Origin of the sequence: uncultured Murdochiella sp. (assembly GCF_902488755.1) — a bacterium.
Taxonomy (GTDB): domain Bacteria; phylum Bacillota; class Clostridia; order Tissierellales; family Peptoniphilaceae; genus Murdochiella.
Genome location: NZ_CABTXF010000020.1, coordinates 1 through 21,254, shown reverse-complemented (window position 1 = coordinate 21,254; position 21,254 = coordinate 1). Strand labels below are relative to the sequence as shown.

Annotated in this window: 20 protein-coding genes; 16 read left to right on the top strand and 4 right to left on the bottom strand. The window is 48.0% G+C overall.

Annotated elements, in window-relative coordinates; translation table 11 throughout:
* Window positions 1-62 precede the first annotated feature (62 nt).
* A complete protein-coding gene (locus RDL68_RS03540; protein WP_308540297.1) occupies window positions 63-710 on the bottom strand; it encodes a DUF3793 family protein in 648 nt (215 codons plus the stop codon).
* 107 nt (window positions 711-817) lie between these two features.
* Here RDL68_RS03540 and RDL68_RS03535 point away from each other — a divergent pair, with 107 nt between their 5' ends.
* The 9 genes from RDL68_RS03535 to RDL68_RS03495 all read left to right on the top strand — a co-directional run bounded on the left by RDL68_RS03535 (window position 818) and on the right by RDL68_RS03495 (window position 8,904).
* Window positions 818-970 carry a hypothetical protein gene (locus RDL68_RS03535; protein WP_308540296.1) on the top strand — a complete coding sequence of 51 codons (153 nt, stop codon included), beginning with the start codon at window positions 818-820 and terminating at the stop codon, window positions 968-970.
* Between the two features lie 99 nt (window positions 971-1,069).
* Window positions 1,070-2,917: an asparagine synthase (glutamine-hydrolyzing) gene (gene asnB / locus RDL68_RS03530; protein WP_308540295.1), complete on the top strand. Its 1,848-nt coding sequence runs from the start codon at window positions 1,070-1,072 to the stop codon at window positions 2,915-2,917.
* Between the two features lie 62 nt (window positions 2,918-2,979).
* Window positions 2,980-4,344, top strand: coding sequence for an NCS2 family permease (locus RDL68_RS03525; RefSeq protein ID WP_374042587.1), 1,365 nt, complete (start codon window positions 2,980-2,982; stop codon window positions 4,342-4,344).
* A 256-nt stretch (window positions 4,345-4,600) separates the two neighbouring features.
* Window positions 4,601-4,837, top strand: coding sequence for a FeoA family protein (locus tag RDL68_RS03520; protein WP_308540294.1), 237 nt, complete (start codon window positions 4,601-4,603; stop codon window positions 4,835-4,837).
* 141 nt (window positions 4,838-4,978) lie between these two features.
* Entirely contained in the window at window positions 4,979-7,510 is a 2,532-nt protein-coding gene (gene feoB / locus RDL68_RS03515) for a ferrous iron transport protein B (RefSeq protein WP_308540293.1), read from the top strand.
* Between the two features lie 104 nt (window positions 7,511-7,614).
* Window positions 7,615-7,809, top strand: coding sequence for a hypothetical protein (locus tag RDL68_RS03510; protein ID WP_308540292.1), 195 nt, complete (start codon window positions 7,615-7,617; stop codon window positions 7,807-7,809).
* 274 nt (window positions 7,810-8,083) lie between these two features.
* Entirely contained in the window at window positions 8,084-8,365 is a 282-nt protein-coding gene (locus RDL68_RS03505; RefSeq protein ID WP_308540291.1) for a hypothetical protein, read from the top strand.
* Window positions 8,362-8,562, top strand: coding sequence for a hypothetical protein (locus tag RDL68_RS03500; RefSeq protein ID WP_308540290.1), 201 nt, complete (start codon window positions 8,362-8,364; stop codon window positions 8,560-8,562). The genes RDL68_RS03505 and RDL68_RS03500 overlap by 4 nt, the downstream gene beginning before the upstream one ends.
* Window positions 8,563-8,607: 45 nt before the next feature.
* Window positions 8,608-8,904 carry a hypothetical protein gene (locus RDL68_RS03495; protein ID WP_308540289.1) on the top strand — a complete coding sequence of 99 codons (297 nt, stop codon included), beginning with the start codon at window positions 8,608-8,610 and terminating at the stop codon, window positions 8,902-8,904.
* Window positions 8,905-8,989: 85 nt separating this feature from the next.
* Here RDL68_RS03495 and RDL68_RS03490 read toward each other — a convergent pair whose 3' ends face one another.
* The 3 genes from RDL68_RS03490 to RDL68_RS03480 all read right to left on the bottom strand — a co-directional run bounded on the left by RDL68_RS03490 (window position 8,990) and on the right by RDL68_RS03480 (window position 13,591).
* Complete coding sequence (locus RDL68_RS03490) at window positions 8,990-10,678, bottom strand: hypothetical protein (protein ID WP_308540288.1); 1,689 nt, start codon at window positions 10,676-10,678, stop codon at window positions 8,990-8,992.
* A 15-nt stretch (window positions 10,679-10,693) separates the two neighbouring features.
* On the bottom strand, window positions 10,694-12,202 hold the full coding sequence (locus RDL68_RS03485; protein WP_308540287.1) for a sugar ABC transporter ATP-binding protein: 1,509 nt from the start codon (window positions 12,200-12,202) through the stop codon (window positions 10,694-10,696).
* Window positions 12,203-12,286: 84 nt separating this feature from the next.
* Window positions 12,287-13,591 (bottom strand): substrate-binding domain-containing protein, encoded by a 1,305-nt coding sequence (locus RDL68_RS03480; RefSeq protein ID WP_308540286.1) that lies wholly within the window; start codon window positions 13,589-13,591, stop codon window positions 12,287-12,289.
* A gap of 371 nt (window positions 13,592-13,962) precedes the next feature.
* Between RDL68_RS03480 and RDL68_RS03475 the strand changes: the two genes are divergently transcribed.
* The 7 genes from RDL68_RS03475 (at window position 13,963) to RDL68_RS03445 (ending at window position 21,110) form a co-directional block, all read left to right on the top strand.
* The gene (locus RDL68_RS03475; protein WP_308540285.1) at window positions 13,963-14,307 is read left to right on the top strand and encodes a hypothetical protein; all 345 of its coding nucleotides are present in this window, start codon (window positions 13,963-13,965) and stop codon (window positions 14,305-14,307) included.
* Window positions 14,308-14,440: 133 nt separating this feature from the next.
* Entirely contained in the window at window positions 14,441-15,751 is a 1,311-nt protein-coding gene (gene brnQ / locus RDL68_RS03470; RefSeq protein WP_308540284.1) for a branched-chain amino acid transport system II carrier protein, read from the top strand.
* Window positions 15,752-15,760: 9 nt separating this feature from the next.
* Window positions 15,761-16,441: an amino acid racemase gene (locus tag RDL68_RS03465; RefSeq protein WP_308540283.1), complete on the top strand. Its 681-nt coding sequence runs from the start codon at window positions 15,761-15,763 to the stop codon at window positions 16,439-16,441.
* Entirely contained in the window at window positions 16,428-17,633 is a 1,206-nt protein-coding gene (locus tag RDL68_RS03460; RefSeq protein WP_308540282.1) for a carboxylate--amine ligase, read from the top strand. Before RDL68_RS03465 ends, RDL68_RS03460 begins: the two co-directional genes overlap by 14 nt.
* Window positions 17,634-17,642: 9 nt before the next feature.
* Window positions 17,643-19,043: an MATE family efflux transporter gene (locus tag RDL68_RS03455; RefSeq protein ID WP_308540281.1), complete on the top strand. Its 1,401-nt coding sequence runs from the start codon at window positions 17,643-17,645 to the stop codon at window positions 19,041-19,043.
* An 88-nt stretch (window positions 19,044-19,131) separates the two neighbouring features.
* Window positions 19,132-20,298, top strand: coding sequence for an iron-containing alcohol dehydrogenase (locus tag RDL68_RS03450; protein WP_308540280.1), 1,167 nt, complete (start codon window positions 19,132-19,134; stop codon window positions 20,296-20,298).
* Between the two features lie 35 nt (window positions 20,299-20,333).
* The gene (locus RDL68_RS03445) at window positions 20,334-21,110 is read left to right on the top strand and encodes a hydrolase (protein ID WP_308540279.1); all 777 of its coding nucleotides are present in this window, start codon (window positions 20,334-20,336) and stop codon (window positions 21,108-21,110) included.
* Window positions 21,111-21,254: the final 144 nt, after the last annotated feature.

Below are 21,254 nucleotides of genomic sequence, written 5' to 3'. Positions count from 1 at the left end.
CAAGCAGAAGACGGCATACGAATGACTTGATGATAAACTGCCTGTGTTCGTAGAAAAACCGATTACATCGCAGGACATAGTCGGTTCATCACCTGTGGTAAAGAGCTTCCTTCCTGCAGGGCATGAAGCCAACATTGGCGACAGGCGCGAAAAGCATGAAACGTCGCCTCCGCTTTTTTTGGATGATGATACACACGCCAAGACCCACGCAAGGGATAGGCACTTTGTCCATGATCCTCCATAAACCGCAGCACATCCTTAACGGGATAACCTAAAAACAAGCCGATTTCATCGGGAAGGGTGGGAGACAGGCATATGCGTTCCCGTAGTTGAAAAAGAAGATAAGTAAGAAACTCCTCTTTTTTCATTGCTGTGCCAGCAGCGGACGTTTTGGCGGTAGTCTGCACCGGCGGATTTTCGTTGGCATAACGATAGCCTAAATTATGTAAGGCATGGCTAACATCTGGGCGCAAAATCCATTTGGTTAGCAGGTGGGCGCGATAGATTAATATACGATGCGTATTACCGCATTTTCCCAACAGGCAAAAATGAACATCGAAACGTTGATATTCGCGGGTACCGTACGCAAGGATTTTTTCGATTTCGCCCTCATCCGCTTCCCAACAGAGGAGGGAAGCGGGCTTGAGCCCGGCTAAGGTTTCCGCTCCATGTCGCACAATCGCCTGTTCGAAAGGGTACAGAAGATTCACGAGGCTCTCCTTTTCTTTTGGCTTGCATCCGAAAAGATACAAGAGGTTTTTTCGTAAACGAATGAAAGGATCCGTTTGTTAGCTAACGATAACAAACGGAAAACGGATTGTCAATTCGACTTTTCTATTTTATTGCCGAAGCCGGAAGAATAGTGCCGAAGCGGAAAGACGGATACCCAAGCCAGAAGCATGAGGTAAAAGCCGGAAGAAAATCCACCTTTTTTCGTCAGGCATTGAATAACGACCGTTTTTTCGTATAAAATACGGCTGTCGCCTGAAGAGATGCTCCTCTTGCCGATCGCACTTTTACCACCGGCATAGAATTTCTTCAGCGGTAATGCAAATACAAGGAGAAAAACATGGCAGGGTTTGTTGCGGCGTTTCGTACGTCGATACAAGAGAATACGATAGAGAACATGTTGGATACGATGGCGTATCGTGGCAGAGATTACCGGCATCACCTTAGAGACGGGGCGTTGGAGATGGGGTATTTAGGCATGGATTTAGGCTATGCCTTCGACCGCAAGGAGATTTGTCAACGCGAGAAGACCACGGTATTGCTCACCGGCTATGTGAACAATGTGGATGAAGTGCGTGCGTACGCTGAAAAACGCGGTGTGGCGGAGGCGTCTTCGCTTACGCCGGCAGAAGCGATTGCTGTACTCTATGAAATAGAAGGCACGGAGGTTGCCTCTGTGCTCAAAGGCGGCTATGTCGTATTGATTTACAACAAGGAAACGGGCGCTCTGATCGTTTTTCGCGACCGCTTTGCTGTACAGCCGGTTTATTATTATCAAACAAAGGACGGCGGAATCGTCTTTTCCTCCGAAACCAAGGCATTTCTTGCCTTGCCTTCCTTCGAGAAAAAATTCAACAAAGACGCGCTAGTTCCGTATTTGATTTTTCAGTCCCCGACGCTGGAAGAAACCTTTTTCCAGGGCGTATTTACCTTCGCACCGGCGACGGTGATGACGGTGACCGGCGAAGAGGAAGGGGGGGTGCAACTGACAAAACAGCAATATTGGGATGTAGCATTTGCCCCACAGGAAATGGAACTGGAAGAAGCCTCCAAAACGATTAATTCCTTGGTGGAACGCTCCATTGCGGAGAAAACCAAGTATTTTGCGCATCCGGAAGCGATTGGACAATCCCTTTCCGGTGGCGTGGATAGCTCCTATCTTGCTTCGCGCATTCGCCCGAAAGAGACATTCACCGTGGGGTATCACGATCAGGAGTTTTCGGAGATCGACAATGCGCGTGATTTGTCGAAGATTATCGGCGCCACGCATTATAGCGAGATTGTTGACTCCGAAAAGACCTTCTCGGAACTTTCGACGATTGCCTATCTGGGAGACCAGCCCTTTGCCAATTTGTCGGCTGTGCCTATGTTCTATTTGTCTAAACAAATCAGCGAGCACACGCACGCAGTGTTTTCCGGCGAGGGTTCGGATGAGTTTTTCGGCGGCTACTTTGAATATACGGAGCCGAAATATATGAACGTGTACAAGTTGTTGCCGACCTCTCTACGTCGCGCCATTGGCAGACGTATGCTGAAATCGACAAAAGACTTCAAAGGGAAAAACTTCATGATCAAGGGAATGCCGACGGAAGATTGGTATATCGGTCAGGCGAAGATTTTTCATGAAGCCGAAGCGCGTCACATTGTGCATCGTTCGTATCGTTACGCACCCCGCGTGCAGGAGTTGCTTGCGCCGTATTTTGAACAAGTCCGAAATCTTTCGGATATTCAAAAGAAGCAATATTTAGATTTTCATGTTTGGATGGTGAATGACATCGCCTTAAAGGCGGATCGCATGAATATCGGTCACGGTGTGCAGTTAGTCACCCCGCTATTAGATGAAGACCTGTTGGATTTTGCTCGCACGTTACCGGATGAACTAAAGATTCAGGGAACTAAGGTAAAGATCGCCTTCCGCCACGCGGCGCTTAACTATCTGCCGGAAGAGTGGGCAACACGAAAGAAAAAAGGCTATGTTGTGCCGCTGAAAAACTGGCTCAAAGAGCCGAAATACAGTGCGATCATCACCGAAATGCTAACAGGTGAATTAGCAGCGCAGTTTTTTGATGTGTCACAGCTGAAAGCGCTAATCGAAGAAAATCTGTCCGGAAAGCGCGCGCAGCATCGCAAAATCTGGACGGTTTACATGTTCCTGCTTTGGTACCAGGAATATTTTGTGAAGCGGTAATCGCCTTTAGTCCGTTCTTTGTAACGGTTGATGTTTGATGTTGCTTGTAGGAGAGGGAGGAAATGATGATGGAGCGATTATTTAAGTTGAAGGAGAATGGAACCACGTTGCACACCGAGTTGCTGGCCGGTATAACGACCTTTATGACTATGGTGTACATCTTGGCATTGAACCCCACCATTCTCAGTGCTGCAGGCATGGATCCGGGCGCGATTCTGACCGCGACGGCGGTCGCTTCCGCGATTGCGTGCTTTTGTATGGCGGCATTTTCCAATAAGCCGTTTGCGCTTTCCGCGGGGCTCGGACTGAATGCCTATTTTGCGTATTCGGTTTGCGGAGCGATGGGGTATTCTTGGCAAGTTGCCTTGACGGCGGTATTTGCCGAGGGCGTTATCTTTATTCTCATGTCGTTGACGAATGTACGCGAAGCGATTTTTAATGCCATTCCGGCGCAGTTAAAAACGGCGGTTGCTGTGGGCATCGGTTTTTTCATTTCGTTTATCGGCGTGCAGAATTGTGGTCTTATTGTAGAAGGACCAACGCTGGTTAGTCTCTATTCCTTTACGCATGGCGCAGAAACCAACGCTTCACAAGGGGTAGCCATTATTCTTTGTTTGATTGGCGTACTGTTAACCGGATGGATGTTGATTAAAGGGGTGAAGGGCTATATGCTTTGGGGGATGTTGGCTACTTGGGGGCTTGGCATTATTGCGCAAGTGTTGGGCATCTACGTTCCGGCGCCGGATGCCGGCTATTATTCGCTGATTCCGACAGCGGTTGTGTCCATGCCGAAATCTCTTGCGCCGACGTTGATGCAACTGGATTTTTCCTTCATTACCGAACATTTTCTCAATTTTGTTGTCGTCTGCTTTGCGTTTCTCTTTGTCGATGTGTTTGATACACTGGGCACAGTGATTGGCTGCGCCTCAAAAGCAAATATGCTGGACAAGGACGGGAAATTGCCGGGAATCAAAGGCGTTTTGCTGGCGGATGCCATCGGAACGACCGTCGGTGCTATGCTTGGGACATCAACCATCACGACGTTTGTTGAGTCTTCTTCCGGGATTGCGGAAGGCGGACGTACCGGCCTTACCAGCGTAGTAACCGGTGTGCTTTTCTTGGTCGCGCTCTTCCTGACCCCGCTTTTCTTGACGATTCCAGCTTTTGCGACGGCGCCGGCACTCATTATCGTGGGCTTTTTGATGATGCAGCAGGTTTCCCGTATTGCGTGGGATGATATCACGAAAGCGATTCCCTGCTTTGCCTGCATTACCATGATGGGCTTTGCCTATTCCATTTCGGATGGTATTGCGTTTGGCTTTATTACGTACACCATTCTGCACGTTCTTACCGGCAAAGCGAAGGAGCTTTCCTGGTTGATGTATGTGCTTTCCATTCTGTTTGTGCTGAAATACTTTATTATCTAAGACGGAGTCGAAAGGTCCTTCTCCGTCGGTTGATGGGTAAAACAGAATTAAAGAAAAGGGCGCGGCATTCCGCGCTCTTTTTTTTGCTTTTTCCTCTTGACGAAGGAAAAAAAAGAGGGTAAAGTAATCATGCGTTAGATAAGACTAACACGTGTATGCTTGTGGAGAACAGGAGCATGCGAGAGAGTCTTTTATATTGTTAGCATAAACTAACCGAAATGAAATTATACCGATGGAGAGAAGAAGGAGTTTGCAGATGAAGACCTTACGCGATGTTGCCGTGGGAGAAACGGTAAAAATAGTAAAATTGCATGGTCAAGGAGCAGTAAAACGACGCATGATGGATGTTGGTTTAACCAAAGGGGCTATCGTTTATGTTCGAAAAGTTGCACCGTTAGGGGATCCCATTGAAGTGAACATCCGCCATTATGAATTATCCATACGAAAAGCCGACGCGGAGATGATTGAAGTGGAGGAAGCAAGCGAAGAGTAACATCTCTATCTTGTATACGTTCCGACTTATGCCGGTGCGCAAATCAAAAATGCCTCTGCCATTTACGTGCAGGGGACGATGTAGAAAAGACTATTAAGAATAGAACATAGAATCATACATAGACAAGAAGAAAGGAATACTATGCAGCTTCGCATTGCTTTAGCCGGAAACCCGAATAGCGGAAAAACGACGCTGTTCAATGCCTTAACCGGTTCCAACCAGTACGTCGGCAACTGGCCGGGCGTCACGGTAGAAAAAAAAGAAGGTAAGCTCAAGAATCATGACGACGTATTGATTGCGGATCTTCCAGGAATTTACTCTCTATCGCCGTATACGTTGGAGGAAGTTATCGCCCGTCGTTATTTATTTGAAGAACGACCGGATGCCATTCTGAACATCGTGGATGGCACGAACTTAGAGCGTAACCTCTACTTGACCACCCAACTGTTGGAACTCGGTATTCCTATGGTGATTGCGGTCAATATGCAGGACGTTATGGAAAAGAGCGGGGATCGGCTGGATATTCCGGCACTTTCGAAAACCTTGGGATGCCCGATTGTATCCATTTCGGCGCTAAAAAACCGTGGGATACAGGAGGCGGCGGAAGCCGCCATTCAACTGGCGAAAGAGAAGACCATTCCCACGTTGCATCATCCGTTTCAAGAGGATGTTGAGTCGCTGTTAACGGAAATTGAAGCGATGCTTGCCGATTCGGTTCCGGCAGAAAAACGGCGTTTTGTGGCGACAAAGCTTCTGGAACAGGACAAGACTATGCAAGAGTCCCTGCTTCTTTCGGAAGATGTGCTGCAGGCAATTGCCGAAAAGGTCGAAGCGCTTGAGGAGCGTCGTGACGACGATGCCGAGAGCATCATGACTTTTGAACGCTATCATTATATCGAATCCATTATTCACTCCACCTATCACAAGAACCGTACGGGAAAACTGTCAGCTTCTGACCGGATTGACCGTGTGGTGACAAACCGTATTCTGGGATTGCCTATTTTCGCTCTTATCATGTTCGTTGTGTACTGGGTTGCCATGGTTGCTGTCGGTACGCCGGCAACCGATTGGGCGAACGACGGACTCTTTGGCGACGGCTACCATCTGTTCGGGATGGGCACAAAGCAATACAACGAAGACAACGAGCAATATCAGAATGCGTTGCTGGCAGCACAGGCTTTTGCCGAGATTGACCCGGAGGCGGAGGATTTTGATGGGGAAGCAACCCTGAAAGCCTTGCGCGATGTCGAGTTACAAGCCGGCAAGGAAAACGCGACGCAAACGATAAAGACAGTCAATGAGGAAACATTAGAAGAAACAGATAAAACCGTATATTATGATGCCCTTCCGAATCTTACGGAAAAGGAGATGGAAGAGCAGAATATTTTGCCGACGACGTTCCGAGATGCCTTGGCGTATTTTACCGCCCATGGTTTCAATGCGCCCGATCCGGCGGATTACGGAACTTGGGTACCCGGTGTGCCGGTTTTAATCGGCGATCTCTTAGAGAAGATTCATGTCGACGGATGGCTTAAGGGCCTGATACTCGACGGCATTGTCGCCGGCTGCGGCGCAGTTCTGGGCTTTGTTCCACAGATGTTGGTACTTTTCTTCCTGCTCGCGATTTTGGAAGATTGCGGCTATATGGCACGTATCGCCTTCGTTTTGGACCGTGTCTTCCGCAAATTCGGGCTTTCCGGAAGATCCTTTATTCCGATGCTCATCGGCACCGGCTGCGGCGTTCCGGGCATTATGGCGAGCCGTACCATTGAAAACGAAAGTGATCGGCGCATGGCCATCATCACCACAACCTTTATTCCCTGCAGTGCGAAGCTTCCGTTCATTGCGCTTGTTGCAGGTGCCATCTTCGGAGGAGACTCCTGGGTCGCCACCTCTGCGTACTTCGTGGGGATGCTTGCGGTTATCGTCTCGGGCGTCATGCTGAAGAAGACGCAGGGCTTTGCGGGTGAACCGGCTCCCTTCGTTATGGAGCTTCCGCCGTATCACGTGCCCACCATCGGCAATGTTCTACGCTCCATGTGGGAACGAGGATATTCCTTTATTCGCAAAGCGGGCACAGTAATCCTGCTTTCCACCATTTTAGTGTGGTTCACCTCCTACTTCGGCTTTACGGAAGAAGGTTTCCGCATGTTGGAGGAGGAAGAACTCTCTATGTCCATTCTCGCCACCTTAGGCAATGCGATTGCCTGGATCTTCCGCCCGTTAGGCTGGGGAAATTGGCAGGCGGCAGTGGCATCCGTTACCGGCTTAGTCGCAAAAGAGAATATTGTCGGTACTATGGGCATTCTCTATGGAGCCTCCGGCTCCGTCTGGACAGAAATGGCAAAGGTATTTACTTCCGTATCCGGCTACTCGTTCTTAGTGTTCAACCTGCTTTGTGCGCCATGCTTTGCCGCCATCGGAGCGATTCGACGCGAAATGAACAATACGAAGTGGACGCTCTTTGCCGTAGGGTACCAATGCGGCTTCGCCTATCTCGTTGCGCTGATGATTTATCAGTTCGGTTCCTTCTTCAATGGTACCGGTTCAGTTCTTGGTTTGGCGGTAGCGCTTATCGTGTTGGCAATGTTCCTCTATATGCTCTTCATTAAGAAATACCGTGCGCCCGAAGATGTCGCATCGCATCGTGTTTTAGCAGGAGAAAAAGAATAAAGAACAAGCGCCCTTGTCGGCGCATCCATAGATAAACAGATCGGTTTCAACGTTAACGGTTCGTTAACGGAAACAGCAACATAAGTAACAAGAAAGGACAATATATGCTGCAATGGCTTAGCGAACATCTTTCCACTGTGCTTGTCGCAGCGGTCTTATTGGCAGTCGTTCTTCGGATTATCAAGGGGCTGATTGCCAACCATCAAAAGGGAAAAAGCGGCTGTGGCTGCGGATGCAGCTGCAGCGGCTGCACAGGGTGCTCTTCCGGTTCTTCCTGGGAAAAGCATTCTTCTCAATGACTACGTTATAACACGAATGTGCTCCCACCACATTCGTAGACCATCCTTCACTCCATCTTGAAAAAAGGAAGCCGTTTCGGCTTCCTTTTTTCGTTGGCGTATTGCCTCGCAATTCATATTGATTCTGTTTTCTAATAAACGTGAATTTTAGTTAGACAATAATAAATATTTAAAGAATTGAATGCGCGGAATACAATAGATTTGAAAGAAGATCATATGGGTTGGTTGAACAGGGAAGACTGAACGGCAGATGTATTTGGTGAAGGAGGAGTATATGAAAAAGAAGTGTCGTCGTGTAGTTTCGTTGTTACTTGCGATTTCGGTTTCCTTCGGGGCTTGCACTATAGCCTCATCGCGGGCAGAAGCCAAAGGTGTAGTGTTAAGAAATAACCCCTTTACGTATCGCTATGAAAGCGATCCATTGGTCTTTAAGAATAGAACCTATATCAGTCAGGAACAGGCGAATAATTACCAGAACCTTATGGATTTGATTTCGGGAGGCTTTTCTCTTTGTGGAGAACCCCATGGTCCATCCTTTCAACGAGTTTCGGTTTGATTCGTTATCTTGCTAATCCTATTGAAGGTAAAGCCGGGTATTTTGAGATATATTCTGGCGAGAAACGCAGAATTGCTACTTCAGGAATTACCGGCAAATCTCATGTCGATGCAATTTGGGCAACCTATAAGTTTATTTTCTATACGGATAACGGATTAATCTATTTGAATCGAAGTGGCGAAGTTCGCGTTCATTAGCGCGCGATTCTTGTTACCTTGTAAATTAGAAGGGAGGACGGCCTCATGATTCAGTGGTTTTTGAGTTATAGCGACGATGCCTATCGGTTATTTCAAGAAGTGCGTCAACCATATGCCGAAAAGAATCTTTCGCACAAACTCTTTGCTGTAGGCTTAACTTATCTTATGGGGATTGTTGCTGCGCTTCCTTTACGTGTAGTGGTAGAAGTTGTTAAACGACTTCAAGTAGGGAATCCGCCCTTGCAAAGTGCGGAAATCTTTAGATATTGCTTTGATTTTTTCTTCTTTCTTATTCCTCTGATTTTGGTCGGACTGGGGATTCATTATCGAAAGAAGTGGTAAAACGATTTAGGATAAGAAGAAGGGGAAGCCATTTCGGCTTCCCCTTTTCGTTGTACTTTTTTTTGTGTTCTTGTTTCGATAGCTCTTATTTCTTTTGGACGTATTTCAGCGAGTCCAACGTAACGGCGGCAACGATAATGATGCCCTCAAAGACGAACTGAAGGTTGGTATCGATACCCAAGACCGTTAGCGAGTAGGTAAGAGCGGTGAAGATCAAGACACCGACGACAACGCCGGAGATGCGTCCGATACCACCGGTAAAGGAGACTCCACCGACCACGCAGGCTGCGATAGCGTCCATATCCCATCCTTGTCCATAGGCGGCGGAACCGGATCCGACCATGCGCATACATTCCAACCACGAGCCGAAGCCGTAAAGAATACCTGCCATCATGAAGGCGCACATGGTGACCCAGAAGACGGAGATACCGGATACGGATGCCGCTTCAGGGTTTCCGCCAACAGCATATAGATCCTTACCGAAGGTGGTTTTATTCCAGATGAACCATACGATAATGATGGCGGCGACTGCCCAAAGAATAATTGTCGGGAAGCCATTGATTTTAGGAATAATCATGTTCGGGATTTCTGATTCGATGGCGCCGAACGAAACGCCTTTCGTCGAATAGGTGATTAATCCGAAGATAATCAGCATGTTGGACATCGTGGTGATGAACGGATGAATCTTAAAGCGGGCAGTAAAGAACCCTGCAATCGAGGTGAAGATGGTACAGAATACGATGCAGGTGAGCAGCGCTAAAATGATGCGTGCCGGAATGGGAATGCTGGTTAGGTCAAAAGCAATTCCGAAAAGCTGCCCAGTATTGGGGCCTTTGTGCATGATGACGGTGGAAATAACCATGCCCATACCGACCATACGTCCGATGGAGAGGTCGGTACCGGTCAAAAGAATCAATCCGGCAACGCCAAGTCCAAGGAAGATACGTGGGGAAGCCTGCTGCAGAATATTTACGATGTTCGTAAAAGTGAACAGATCCGTTTTCTTCACTTTCGGCGTAATAATGCTCAGTGCAATAAAGATGAGAATAATAACCAGATAAAGACCGTTTTTCAACAAGAATTGTTTCATATTGAAACGGTATAGGAAATTCTCCCATTTTTGGGCATAATTCTGTCCGACCGAGAAGCGTGAGATACGCAGGCGGTCAATCATTTGGTATTTCTGCAAAAATGCTTCATGACGGCGATCTTTGATGTCCTGAAGCGCAATATCATAACGCACCTTGGCATCAAATGTTTTATTGTTGTAGACGTACTTGGCGTCCTTGAGCTCTCGCGCCTTCTCCGCACCGCTCAGTTTGTTGATTTCGGCAAGCTGTGCCTCATAGTTCTGTTTATATTCGGCAAGCTGGCGTTCATACTGCTCTTTTGCCTGTTTCCGTTCCAACACCGCACTGTTTTTGATGGGGGTGTAATACTCTTTATCAAAGTGCGCATTGAGGTAGGCTTCCCCCTCTGCCACTAATTTATCCACTTGCGCTTTATTGGCGGACTCTACCGCTTTCGCTTTTTCCAGTTCCCCTTTGAGGCGAGCGATTTGTTGCTCCTGCTCATGCTTGGAGAAGTTTTTATCGCCGTGAATGATCTTAATGGTGTTGTTAATCTCGGAGATTTTCGTAGTACCATCTTGACGAAGTGCATCAATTTTTTGTTGCAGTGCATTCATGTGCTCTTGAATCGGAGCAAGCAGCAACTCTTCTTTCTCCGGAGTCAGGATGCCGTTATTCGGCGAAATGAGATTATTTTGGCTCATAAGTCCTCTTTTCCTTTACAGATATTTCGTACTCAGACGGAGGAGCTCTTCCTGGTTGGCATCCTTTGTTTCGAGAATGCCGGAGAGACGTCCATTCGACATGACGCCGATTCGGTTTGTGATGCCAAGGATTTCAGGCATCTCGGAAGAAACGACGATGATGGTCTTTCCTTGTTTCGCCATGCGGATAATGAGTTCGTATATTTCATACTTCGCGCCGACATCGATACCGCGTGTCGGCTCATCCATTAAAAAGACATGTGGCTGACGTTCCAACCATTTGCCAAAAATCACTTTTTGCTGATTTCCGCCGGAGAGGCTGGTAATCATGTCATCCGGTCCCATGGCTTTTGTACGCATGATTTCCAGCTCGCGCATGGTCGCTTTGAGCATTTTCTGCTTGGATAGGGCAAAGCCGGATTTATAGTGCTTCATATTCGCGATGGTGGTATTAAAAATCAAATCGCCTTTGGAAAAAATGCCGTTGAGCTTGCGTTCCTCTGTGATCATTGCAAACCCGTGATCCATCGCTTCTTTTGTACTATCAAAATTCATACGCTTGCCGCGATAGTATACCGATCCTGCCGCACGTGTGCGCACACCGAAAATGGTTTCCAACAGTTCCGATCGACCGGCACCGACCAATCCGTAAAGTCCGAAGATTTCTCCTTTTTTTACCTCGAACGAAATATCCGTCAGGTAGGGACGATACTTGGTGGATAGGTGCTGAACGGAAAGAATGGGTTCTCCCGGTTCGTTATCAACCGGTGGAAAGCGGTTATCCAGTGAGCGACCGACCATGGCGGAGATGAGTTCGTTCATGTTTGTTTCCGCCGTGTTTTTTGTGGCAATGAGTTTGCCATCACGGAGTACGGAGACTTGGTCGCAGATTTCAAAAATCTCATCCATCTTATGTGAGATATAGATGAGGGAAATGCCCTGATCACGCAGTTTGCGCATCATCGCGAATAGCTTGCGTACTTCCGGTTCGGTCAGGGAAGAGGTAGGCTCGTCCAAAACAATGAGTTTGGAGTTATAGGAGATTGCCTTGGCAATCTCGCACATCTGACGCTTGGAAACGGACAACTGGCGCATTGGCACATCCAGAGGAACGGAGATGCCCAGGTTTCGGAAAAGATCGGCGGCTTCTTTGCGCATGAGCGCTTCATCGACGAAGCCGAGGGGCGTTAAGGGATAACGTCCTAAGAAGAGATTGTCCACGACGCTTCTCTCCAGCGCTTGATTGAGTTCCTGATGCACCATGGCAATGCCGTTTTCCAGCGCTTCTTTTGGACCGCTGAAGTCAATGCCTTGACCATCCAAAAAGATTTCCCCTTCATCCTTTTGGTAGGTACCAAAGAGGCACTTCATCATGGTGGATTTGCCTGCGCCGTTTTCTCCCATAAGGCCCATGACCGATCCACGCTTCACATTCAGATCAATGTGATCCAAAACGCGGTTACGACCGAAAGATTTTGACATGCCCCGAATCGATAGAACGAAATCGTCTTTCTTTTCTGTCATAAGCATTCTCTTTCTAAATTCATTCCGAAAAGAGGCTATCAGGACAGTTCCTGATAGCCTCCTTATCATCGGAATCGCAAACGATTATTGATTCAGAAGCGTGGTGTAAGAAGAAGCGTTGTCCGTCTTCACCATGTTGATCGCGAAAGCATCATACTGGCTCGGGTTGCCGAGACGGTTCGTGATGTTGGATTCGGTCTGTCCATCGCCGCCGATGTATTCGACTTTGAGGTTCAACAGTTTGTCGTATTTCTGCAGCAACGGCTGATAGGTGGCGCTCAGGAAGTTATCCGCCGAGTTGTAGATGTTCAGCCATACGCTCTTTTCAGGGCTCTTCGCCGCGTCAAGCTGTTTAGCAACCGGATCATACGGTTTCGTAGCATCCATGAAGTCGTTGTAGTTTTCTGCGGTGACAGCAAGGTTCAACGCATAGTAGGAACGTTCTTCTTCGACGTATTTGAAGTCTTTGTCGGTCAAGACGTTGCCCGCTTCATCCGGCGTGCTGATACCGGTATTGACATCTACGCCGTCCAAAAGGTTGCGCAGAACACGAAGCGTCAGGTACGCCTGAACGTCTGCGTGCTGGCTGATGGTTCCGGCATAACCGTCGGCAATCGCCGCAACAGCATCGCTGTTGGCATCATAGCCGAACGTCGGGACTTTGTTTTCTTTTGACCAGCCGTTGAACATCGCCATGCCCATACCGTCGTTGTTGGAAGCAACCACGTCGATCTGGTCGCCGAAGGAAGCCGACCAAGTGGCAATACCATTACCGGCGGTTGCGGCATCCCATGTCGCACCGGCGGAGTTTTTCATTTCCTGCGAAGCTAATTCGCGAACGACATATTTCTTGCCGTTGACTTCGAGTTCGCCATCTTTAACAACGGTTGCGTTTCCATCGACATTGGTTCCTGCCGGAGACGAATCAATAGCACCGTCTTTTTCGACAGCCGTACCGAGTGCTTTACGGACACCGCGCGTACGGGCGATAGAATCGTTGTGACCGACATCGCCGATAGCCAAAACGTAGCCGATCGTGCCATCGCCGTTGCGATCCAGTTTGTCTGCGTTTTTCTGAATGTAGTCAACGATCATCTGACCTTGCAGTTCGGCACCCTGATTGGCATCGAAACCGACATAGTACGTTTTGTCGTTGAAGTTCAGTGCTTCTTTGTCGAGTTCACCGGTCGAGCTGTTCGACGGCTGACGGTTGTACCAGACCAACGGTTTTTCGTTGTTTTTCATTTCACCGGCGGGAGCAGTCGATTCCATTGTGGAAGCATCGCTGTCCGCAGGTGCCTGCGATTCTGCCGGCTTTGAGCCACCGCCACAAGCGGTCAGCGCAAGAGCGCCGGCGAGCAGGAGACCAAGTAATTTTACTGATTTCATAGAACATCCTCCTTTTAATAGTAGAAAGAGAATCATGGGGAAACGATTTCTCTTTCGCAAAAATAAAAACTGACTGATTTCTACGCATCCTTCAGTTTCCGTACCCAAGTATACCATATTTGTCAGCAAGAGGGGGACTTTCCGAAAGAAAACTTTTTTTTGCCTTTTTCAAGTGCGTTTTCGGCAATGACAAAGACGCGGGAATGCGTAAAAATAAGCATTTTATATGGACAGATTGTACTTTTCAACATAGAATGAAAAGAAACATTCGCAGTGGCTGATGCGACGGAGGTGCCTTCTGTCATCATATAAAGAGAAGAGAATGGCGGTTACGTCCTCAGACGCATCGCAGGTGAAGAAAGGAGAATAGGATGAACGACGAACGGGATTCTCAGCAGGAAGAGCTGCGCTATAACAGTAATGAGAATGCCAATAGAGAGGAGAATATTTTTTCTCTTGTATATTGGCAACAACTGTACGCCGCCAATCCGGAGGGACTGATCGGCTGTGGTGCAGCCGTGGCTTCCATTTTGTTTCAACGCTCCGGCTTATTGAGCTTTCTTCTTTGGATTGCGGGGGTGGTTTTTTGCATTCTTGGTTTACGCAAGAAACCGAAGTGGCCGTCCATTGTCGGACTCAGCCTGAGTCTTATTGGTATTTTCATTCTGATTATCGTTGTCGGGATTTTTACCTGGATGTTATCGCTTCTTTTTTAGACCGTATTTGACGTATACGAGGCGTTAACAGCGTATAAAGGTTTAACGATGCGCGGGAAAACATGGCTGAACGTTTTTTCTCGTGCCGGTTGCAAAAGTAAGGAGCGTGATTCTGTTGAACGAACATTCATCCATGAAGCGAAGATGGGTTGCCATCGCTTCATTTGCCTTGTTCTCTATGTTTTTTGGCGCAGGGAATCTGATTTTTCCTCCCAGTCTCGGTCGAAATATGGGGGATCAACTTTTACCTGCTTTTTTCGGCTTTTCCATTTCGGCAGTGGGCTTGGTATTGTTAAGCGCTATAGCCACCATACGAGCGGGCGGTACCATTGAATCCGTAGCGCGCCATTTGGGCGGACCGCTTTCGATGGCGTTCGGCGGATTGATTTTAATTTGCATCGGTCCCGGATTAGCGATTCCGCGTACGGCAGCGACGAGCCACGAGATGCTCGCCGGTGCATTTTTGCCCGGTCTTTCTCCGTTGGTGACTTCGGTATTTTTCTTTGCGGTCACGCTCTTTTTTGTCATTAAGCCTAGTCGTGTCGTTTCGGGATTGGGGTTGGTTCTTACTCCGGTGTTAGTTGCTATCTTGGTTCTTTTGATTGGAAAGTCTTTCCTTTTCCCTCTTGGACCGATGACGAATACCGGTGCTACCGAAGTTTTTTCGCAGAGCTTTTTGGAAGGCTATCAAACCATGGATGCCTTAGCGGCGTTGGCGTTTTCCATTGTGATTATCAAAGATTTTCAACGCCGAGGCATGAAAGATCCTAACCAGGTCGTGCGTTGTACCGCTTTTGCATCTATTTTCGCGGCTCTGGGCTTGGTGCTTGTTTATGGGGGACTCATGTATATCGGTGCGACAACGTCCTCGCTTGGTGTGGAAGATTTGGGGCGCGTCGATTTGCTACTTTTCAGCGTGGATAAACTTTCGGGCAATACCGGGAAAATGCTGATGACGATTGCCATGTATTTGGCTTGTCTGACGACCGCTATAGGGTTAACCTCCACCTTTTCCGATTTTATGGAGCGATTGACCAAGGGGAAAATTAAGGCGCGCATTTGGTCGATTCTGTGCGTTACCGTTAGTGCCATTCTTGCGGTACAGGGAGTTGATCAAATTGTCGCGATTTCTGCGCCCATCTTGGTTGCGGTATATCCGATTTCGATTGCGCTCATTGTACTCAACCTCGTGCAGGGACCGCTTAACAGACGATCCATTCATATCGGCGCTGTTCTTGGCGCGACGCTTCCCGCCTTGGACTTTTTAATTGGTTTGGTACGGGGAACGCCTATACTGAGCGGCGAATTCGGTTTGATACCGGAGGCGTGGCAGAACTATTATTGGGTTGTTCCCAGCATTGTGTTAGCACTCGTTTTCTACTTTGTTTTACCGGAAAAAACGGAAAAGATCACAGTGCTTGATGAGCGAAAAAATCAGGAATAGGAAAAGCGGATGACTTATGAACTTGGCATAATCGGCGGTATGGGACCGCTTGCCACAAATGTGTTTTATCAATATCTCATCGATCATACCAGCGCCCATAGCGATCAGGAGCACATCAATACGATTATCTTAAGCCATGCATCGATGCCGGATCGCAGCGCTTCGATTCTTTCCGGGCAGACGGAGATGCTTTTGCAGCAGATGAAGGCGGATTTTGAACTGTTACGTCCGTTGCAGCTCAAAGCTATTGCCATTCCGTGCAACACGTCACACTATTTTTATGACACGCTTTGCACGTTTACGGACACACCGATTATTAACATGGTGGAGGAGTCGATAAAAGTTTGTGCGCAGCAGGGAGATAAGACGATAGCTGTTTTAGCAACATCCGGCACCCTGAAGAGCGGTGTCTATGAGCGTTATGCCGAGAAATATGGTTTGTCCTGCGTTCCCATTGACGAGAAAGACGCCGAGCAGCTCATGGCGATTATTTATGCGGTAAAGCAGGAGAATCGCCGTGATTTTCCGCAGTTGTTACAGATGATTGATCGCTATAGCGCTAAGGGGCGGGTAGTTTTGGCCTGCACCGAATTATCTACGATTCCTGTGGGCAATCGTCCGGTGATTGATGCGCTCAAGGTATTGGGGAACGAAGCGATCAGAAAGTGTAGGGGAAATGGTCAATTTTAAGCCGATTATTTTAGGAACAGATATTAATGCCTATGGAACGGCGCGATCCTTTTATGAGGCTTATGGTGTCAAATCACTCTGTCTCGGTATTCGTCCGCTGATGCACACGCAGCATTCGCAAATTTTAGAGGTAGAAACTCGTCCAGATTTTGAACAGGATGAGGTGTTTTTAACGGTTCTGGAAGAAGTTGGACAACGTTATTCTTGTCCACTGCTGCTTATTTCTTGTGGAGATGGATACAGTGCGCTTATTACCCGTCACCGCGACGCGCTTTCTGCACGTTATCGCTTTAATTATATTAATCGAGCCATGCAGGAGCGCTTAGAAAACAAAAAAGATTTTTATGCGGTATGTGAAGAATACGGACTGGATTATCCAAAAACCTTTGTTCTTACGTATGAAGAGCGAGACTCGTTCACGACACCGTTCGGCTTTCCTATGGCGTTAAAACCCAATGACTCGATTGCTTATCTTCATGCGGATTTTCCGGGAAAGAAAAAGGCATATCGGATTGCGGACGAAGAGGAGCTTCGTCGCGTGGTGCAAGAGATTTATTCCAGCACGTATCATGGAGAGCTCATTTTACAGGATTTTATTCCGGGTGATTTTTCGCGGATGTACGTACTCAATGCGTATGTAAATACCCACGGAGAAGTGAAAATGATGTGCCTTGGGAAATGCCTGTTGGACGCTTGCCTTCCAAGAGAAATCGGCAATTATAATGCGCTCGTAACGATGGGAAATAATGCCATCTATGCGCAATATGAGCGTTTTTTACAGGATATCGGATATCGCGGATTTGCGAATTTCGATTTGAAATACGATGTGCGTGATGGAAAATACAAAGTGTTTGAAATCAATATTCGTCAGGGACGTTCTTCGTCCTATATGACCGCCGGAGGCTGCAATTTCACGACTTTTCTTGTGGACGACTTGCTTTTGCACATGGATAAACCGACACATTATCATGCGGATTCCGCCTTATGGCTTTATGTTGATCCGCATGTGCTTCGAACCTATTGTGCCGAAGAAGATCGTGCGCTGGTGGAAAAGTTGCTTTCTAAAGGCTACTTTTTCCCCACCTGGTACGAAAAAGACCGTTCGCTTTCCCGTTTTCTGCTTTTCTGGCGACGTCGTCTATCGACACGCCGATACTATCCCAAATTTCAACCGCAGCGTACAGAGCCTTAGGAGTTTTTCATGACAGCGGAACGTCTTTCTACCACGACCAAAACACGTTTTTTTCAGGACAAACACTTTCTGAAGGAAGTCTTCGCCGTGGCGTTGCCGATTGCCCTTCAGCTGCTTATTACCACATCCATCAATATTACGGATACCGTGATGATTTCTTCCCTTGGCAGTGCGGAAATCGCTGCTGTGGGGCTGGTAAATCAATTTGTCTTTTTCTTTCAGGTCATCTGTTTCGGAATCAGTGGTGCAGGCGCAGTGTTTATTGCACAGCATTTCGGAAATCGCGATGAGCGCGAGGTGCGCCTGTACACGAGTATCACGATGCAGATCGCCTTTCTTTTGAGCGCGGTCTTCTTTATTGCTGCTTTTTTCCTGCCGCATAAGATTCTGTCGCTTATGGTGCAGGATGTGCATGTGCAATCTTTGGGAGAGGCATATCTTCGACCGATTGGTTTTACCTTTCCTTTTTTCGCTCTTTCCCTTGCGCTGATTACGGTTCTTCGCAGTGTGAATCGTGCGCGGGAACCGCTTGTAGTATCCATTTTGTCGTTTTTAACCAATGTCTTTTTCAACTACATTTTGATTTTTGGGAAACTGGGGATGCCTGCATTGGGTGTTGTCGGTGCGGCACTGGGTACTCTGATTTCGCGTGTTGTGGAACTTATTGCGCTCGTCGTGATTGTCTGGCGGCAGCATCCCGGCATGATGGATATTCGCCCACGGGAACTCTTTCGTTGGCATGGGGAAGAGATTCGTCGTGCGCTGCCGGTTGCCACGCCTATTATTCTGGCGGAAACCTCCTGGTCTTTCGGACAGTTGGTACAGGCGGTGGCGTTTGCTTTAGCGGGTAAAGAAGTGATTGCCGCTGTACAGTTGACCAATTCCATCAACAATATCTTTTTTATTGTGGTGGACGCCTTGTGTTCATCCGCTTCTGTTTTGCTGGGACAGCGATTGGGCGCAGGACAATTGAAACGTGCAGAAACAATGGCATCCTATTTTATGCAATTTGTTACGGTGGTAGGCGTGATTTCCGCTGCTATTCTCTTCTTTTTTCCGGATGTCCTGATGAAGCTGTTTAGCGGAGTGGATGCCGAGGTAGCGCTGCGATCTCACAACCTGTTGCTTATTCGTGGCGTAGCCGCTCCCTTTCGTTTTTGGAATAGTATGATTTTTATTGGTATTCTTCGCGCAGGCGGAGAAACCAAGTGGACATTTTATTTTGAACTGATATCCATCTGGCTTTTCGCCGTGCCAATGGCTTTCCTTGGTGTTGCCGTGTTCCACTGGTCTTTTGAGTTGACCTTTTTTATCGTCAGTGCCGAAGAGATCATTAAGCTGTTTTTCATTTATCCCTTTTATCAACGAAGAACGTGGCTGCGCAACCTCACGACCCGTGAGAGGGCATAGCTTAGTGGGTATAATCCACCTGTCTGTATGGCATCTATTTTGATGAACGGATACGAAAGAACACAATGGGTAATAGAAAGGACGAACGATGGAAAACTTTATTTTTCATGTACCGACGGAGATTCTATTTGGACATGACTTGGAAAAAGCCTTTGCTTCACGTGTCGCGGCACTTGGAAAATGCGCCCTGATCGTCTTGGGTGGGGGAAGTGTCAAGCGTTTGGGCATTTATGATGCTATTGTTGACGCTCTCCATGAACAGGGCATCCGTACGGTGGAGTGCGCCGGCATATCGCCCAATCCACGTATTGATGAAGCGAAGCGTGGCATTTCGCTCGTGCATCAGGAAAACGTCGAGGTCATAGTTCCTATTGGCGGTGGCTCGGTTCTTGATTGCGCCAAACTCATTGCTGCTGGGGCAAAGTCGGAAGCAGATCCATGGGACCTTGTATTGGGGAATAGTCCTATTTCGGATGCACTGCCACTTGCTACCGTGATTACCGTTGCGGCAACCGGTTCCGAGATGGATCCTCATTCGGTAATTTCCAATCCCGATACGAAGCAGAAGCTGGGCTGGTCGAGTTCTTTGGTGCTTCCCCGCGTATCCTACCTTAATCCGGCGTTCACCTATACGGTCAATGGCTGGCATACGGCTGCCGGAACGGCGGACATCATGAGTCACACGATGGAAAGTTATTTTTCCGTTGAAGAGGATGCGTATTTACAGGACGGCATAGCGGAAGCCATTTTACGCACCTGCATTAAGTACGGTCCTATTGCGAAGGCAGACCCGACTAATGAAGAGGCACGTGCCAACTTGCTTTGGGCGAATTCTTGGGCGATTAATGGCTTGATTGGCACAGGAAAGGCACAGGCTTGGAGCGTTCATGCCATGGAACATGAACTTTCCGCATATTATGATATTACCCATGGCGTCGGTTTGGCGATTCTTACGCCGCACTGGCTGCGTCACTTTAGCAACAGCCAGACGGTTGGCCGTATTGCTCGTTTCGCTAAAGAAGTGTTTGGCATCGAGGAAGAAATGGAAGCTAAGCAGGCTGAAGCGGGAATTGCCGCCCTTTCCGCGTTTTTCCGTTCGCTGGATATTCCTATGACGCTTCGCGAAGTAGGCATTGATGAAACGTATCTTGCGGAGATGGCAAAGAACAGTGTAGCGCGTTCCGGTGGTGTCATTAATGGATTCCAGCCGATGACGGCGGAAGACGTGGAAGCCATTTATCGATCGGCGTTGTAAGCGTCATACTTTTGGAAACATAAAGGGAGACAGCGATGGAAAATCTTAAAACGCGCGAAGGCAAGGTTGTGCCGCAAATTAAAGGCACATTGCGTCATAACATTTTAGAACTTCCGCCGGTTATGCGAAAGTCCAGCGGTATCCTTGTTTTTGGACGCCGCATTAAAACCTTTGTCTTTTCTACGGATTTAGCCATTATTCGCAATTGTGATGCGGATGCGGTTTTTGCGGTGTATCCATTTACACCGCAGCAATCCATTACGGATGCTATCATTAAGAATTCTTATATTCCGGTTTTCGCCGGGGTGGGCGGTAGTATAACCAATGGACAGCGCTCCGTAGACCTGGCGAAGGATGTGGAGAGTCAGGGTGCGATGGCGGTCGTGGTGAACGCCTCGTTTTCCAATACCAATCTTCATGCGATTGTGGAAGCTATTGATATTCCCGTAGTAGTCACGATTACGTCCTTAAAAGAGGATGTTCGTTCGCGCTTGAACGCCGGCGCTCGTATGCTCAATGTCGCCGGAGCGCGTCATACGGCAGAGATAGTGCGTGCCATTCGGGTGGAGTTTCCGGAAGTGCCTATCATTGCCTCCGGAGGAAACCGCGAAGACTTTATTCGCGAAACCATTGATGCCGGGGCGAACGCGATTACGTATACACCGCCTAGCACAGCAGAGCTTTTTACGATGTCTATGAACGAACATTATCGTAGTGGAGAGCAGGCTTCGGAAGACAACGACGGCTCATTAGTGATGGTCGATGATGTAGAAGTAGCTGAACCGCCATCCTCGGATTCCGCCTCCCATTAACCATAAGGGCGTACACGCTTTCCTGTGTTCTCGTTTGCAATTTGCCTCGAAATAGTGTAGAATGCGTTCATTGAGGCGAGGGTCTGTAACTCAGTTGGGAGAGTGTCACGTTCGCAACGTGGAAGTCGTGGGTTCGAATCCCAT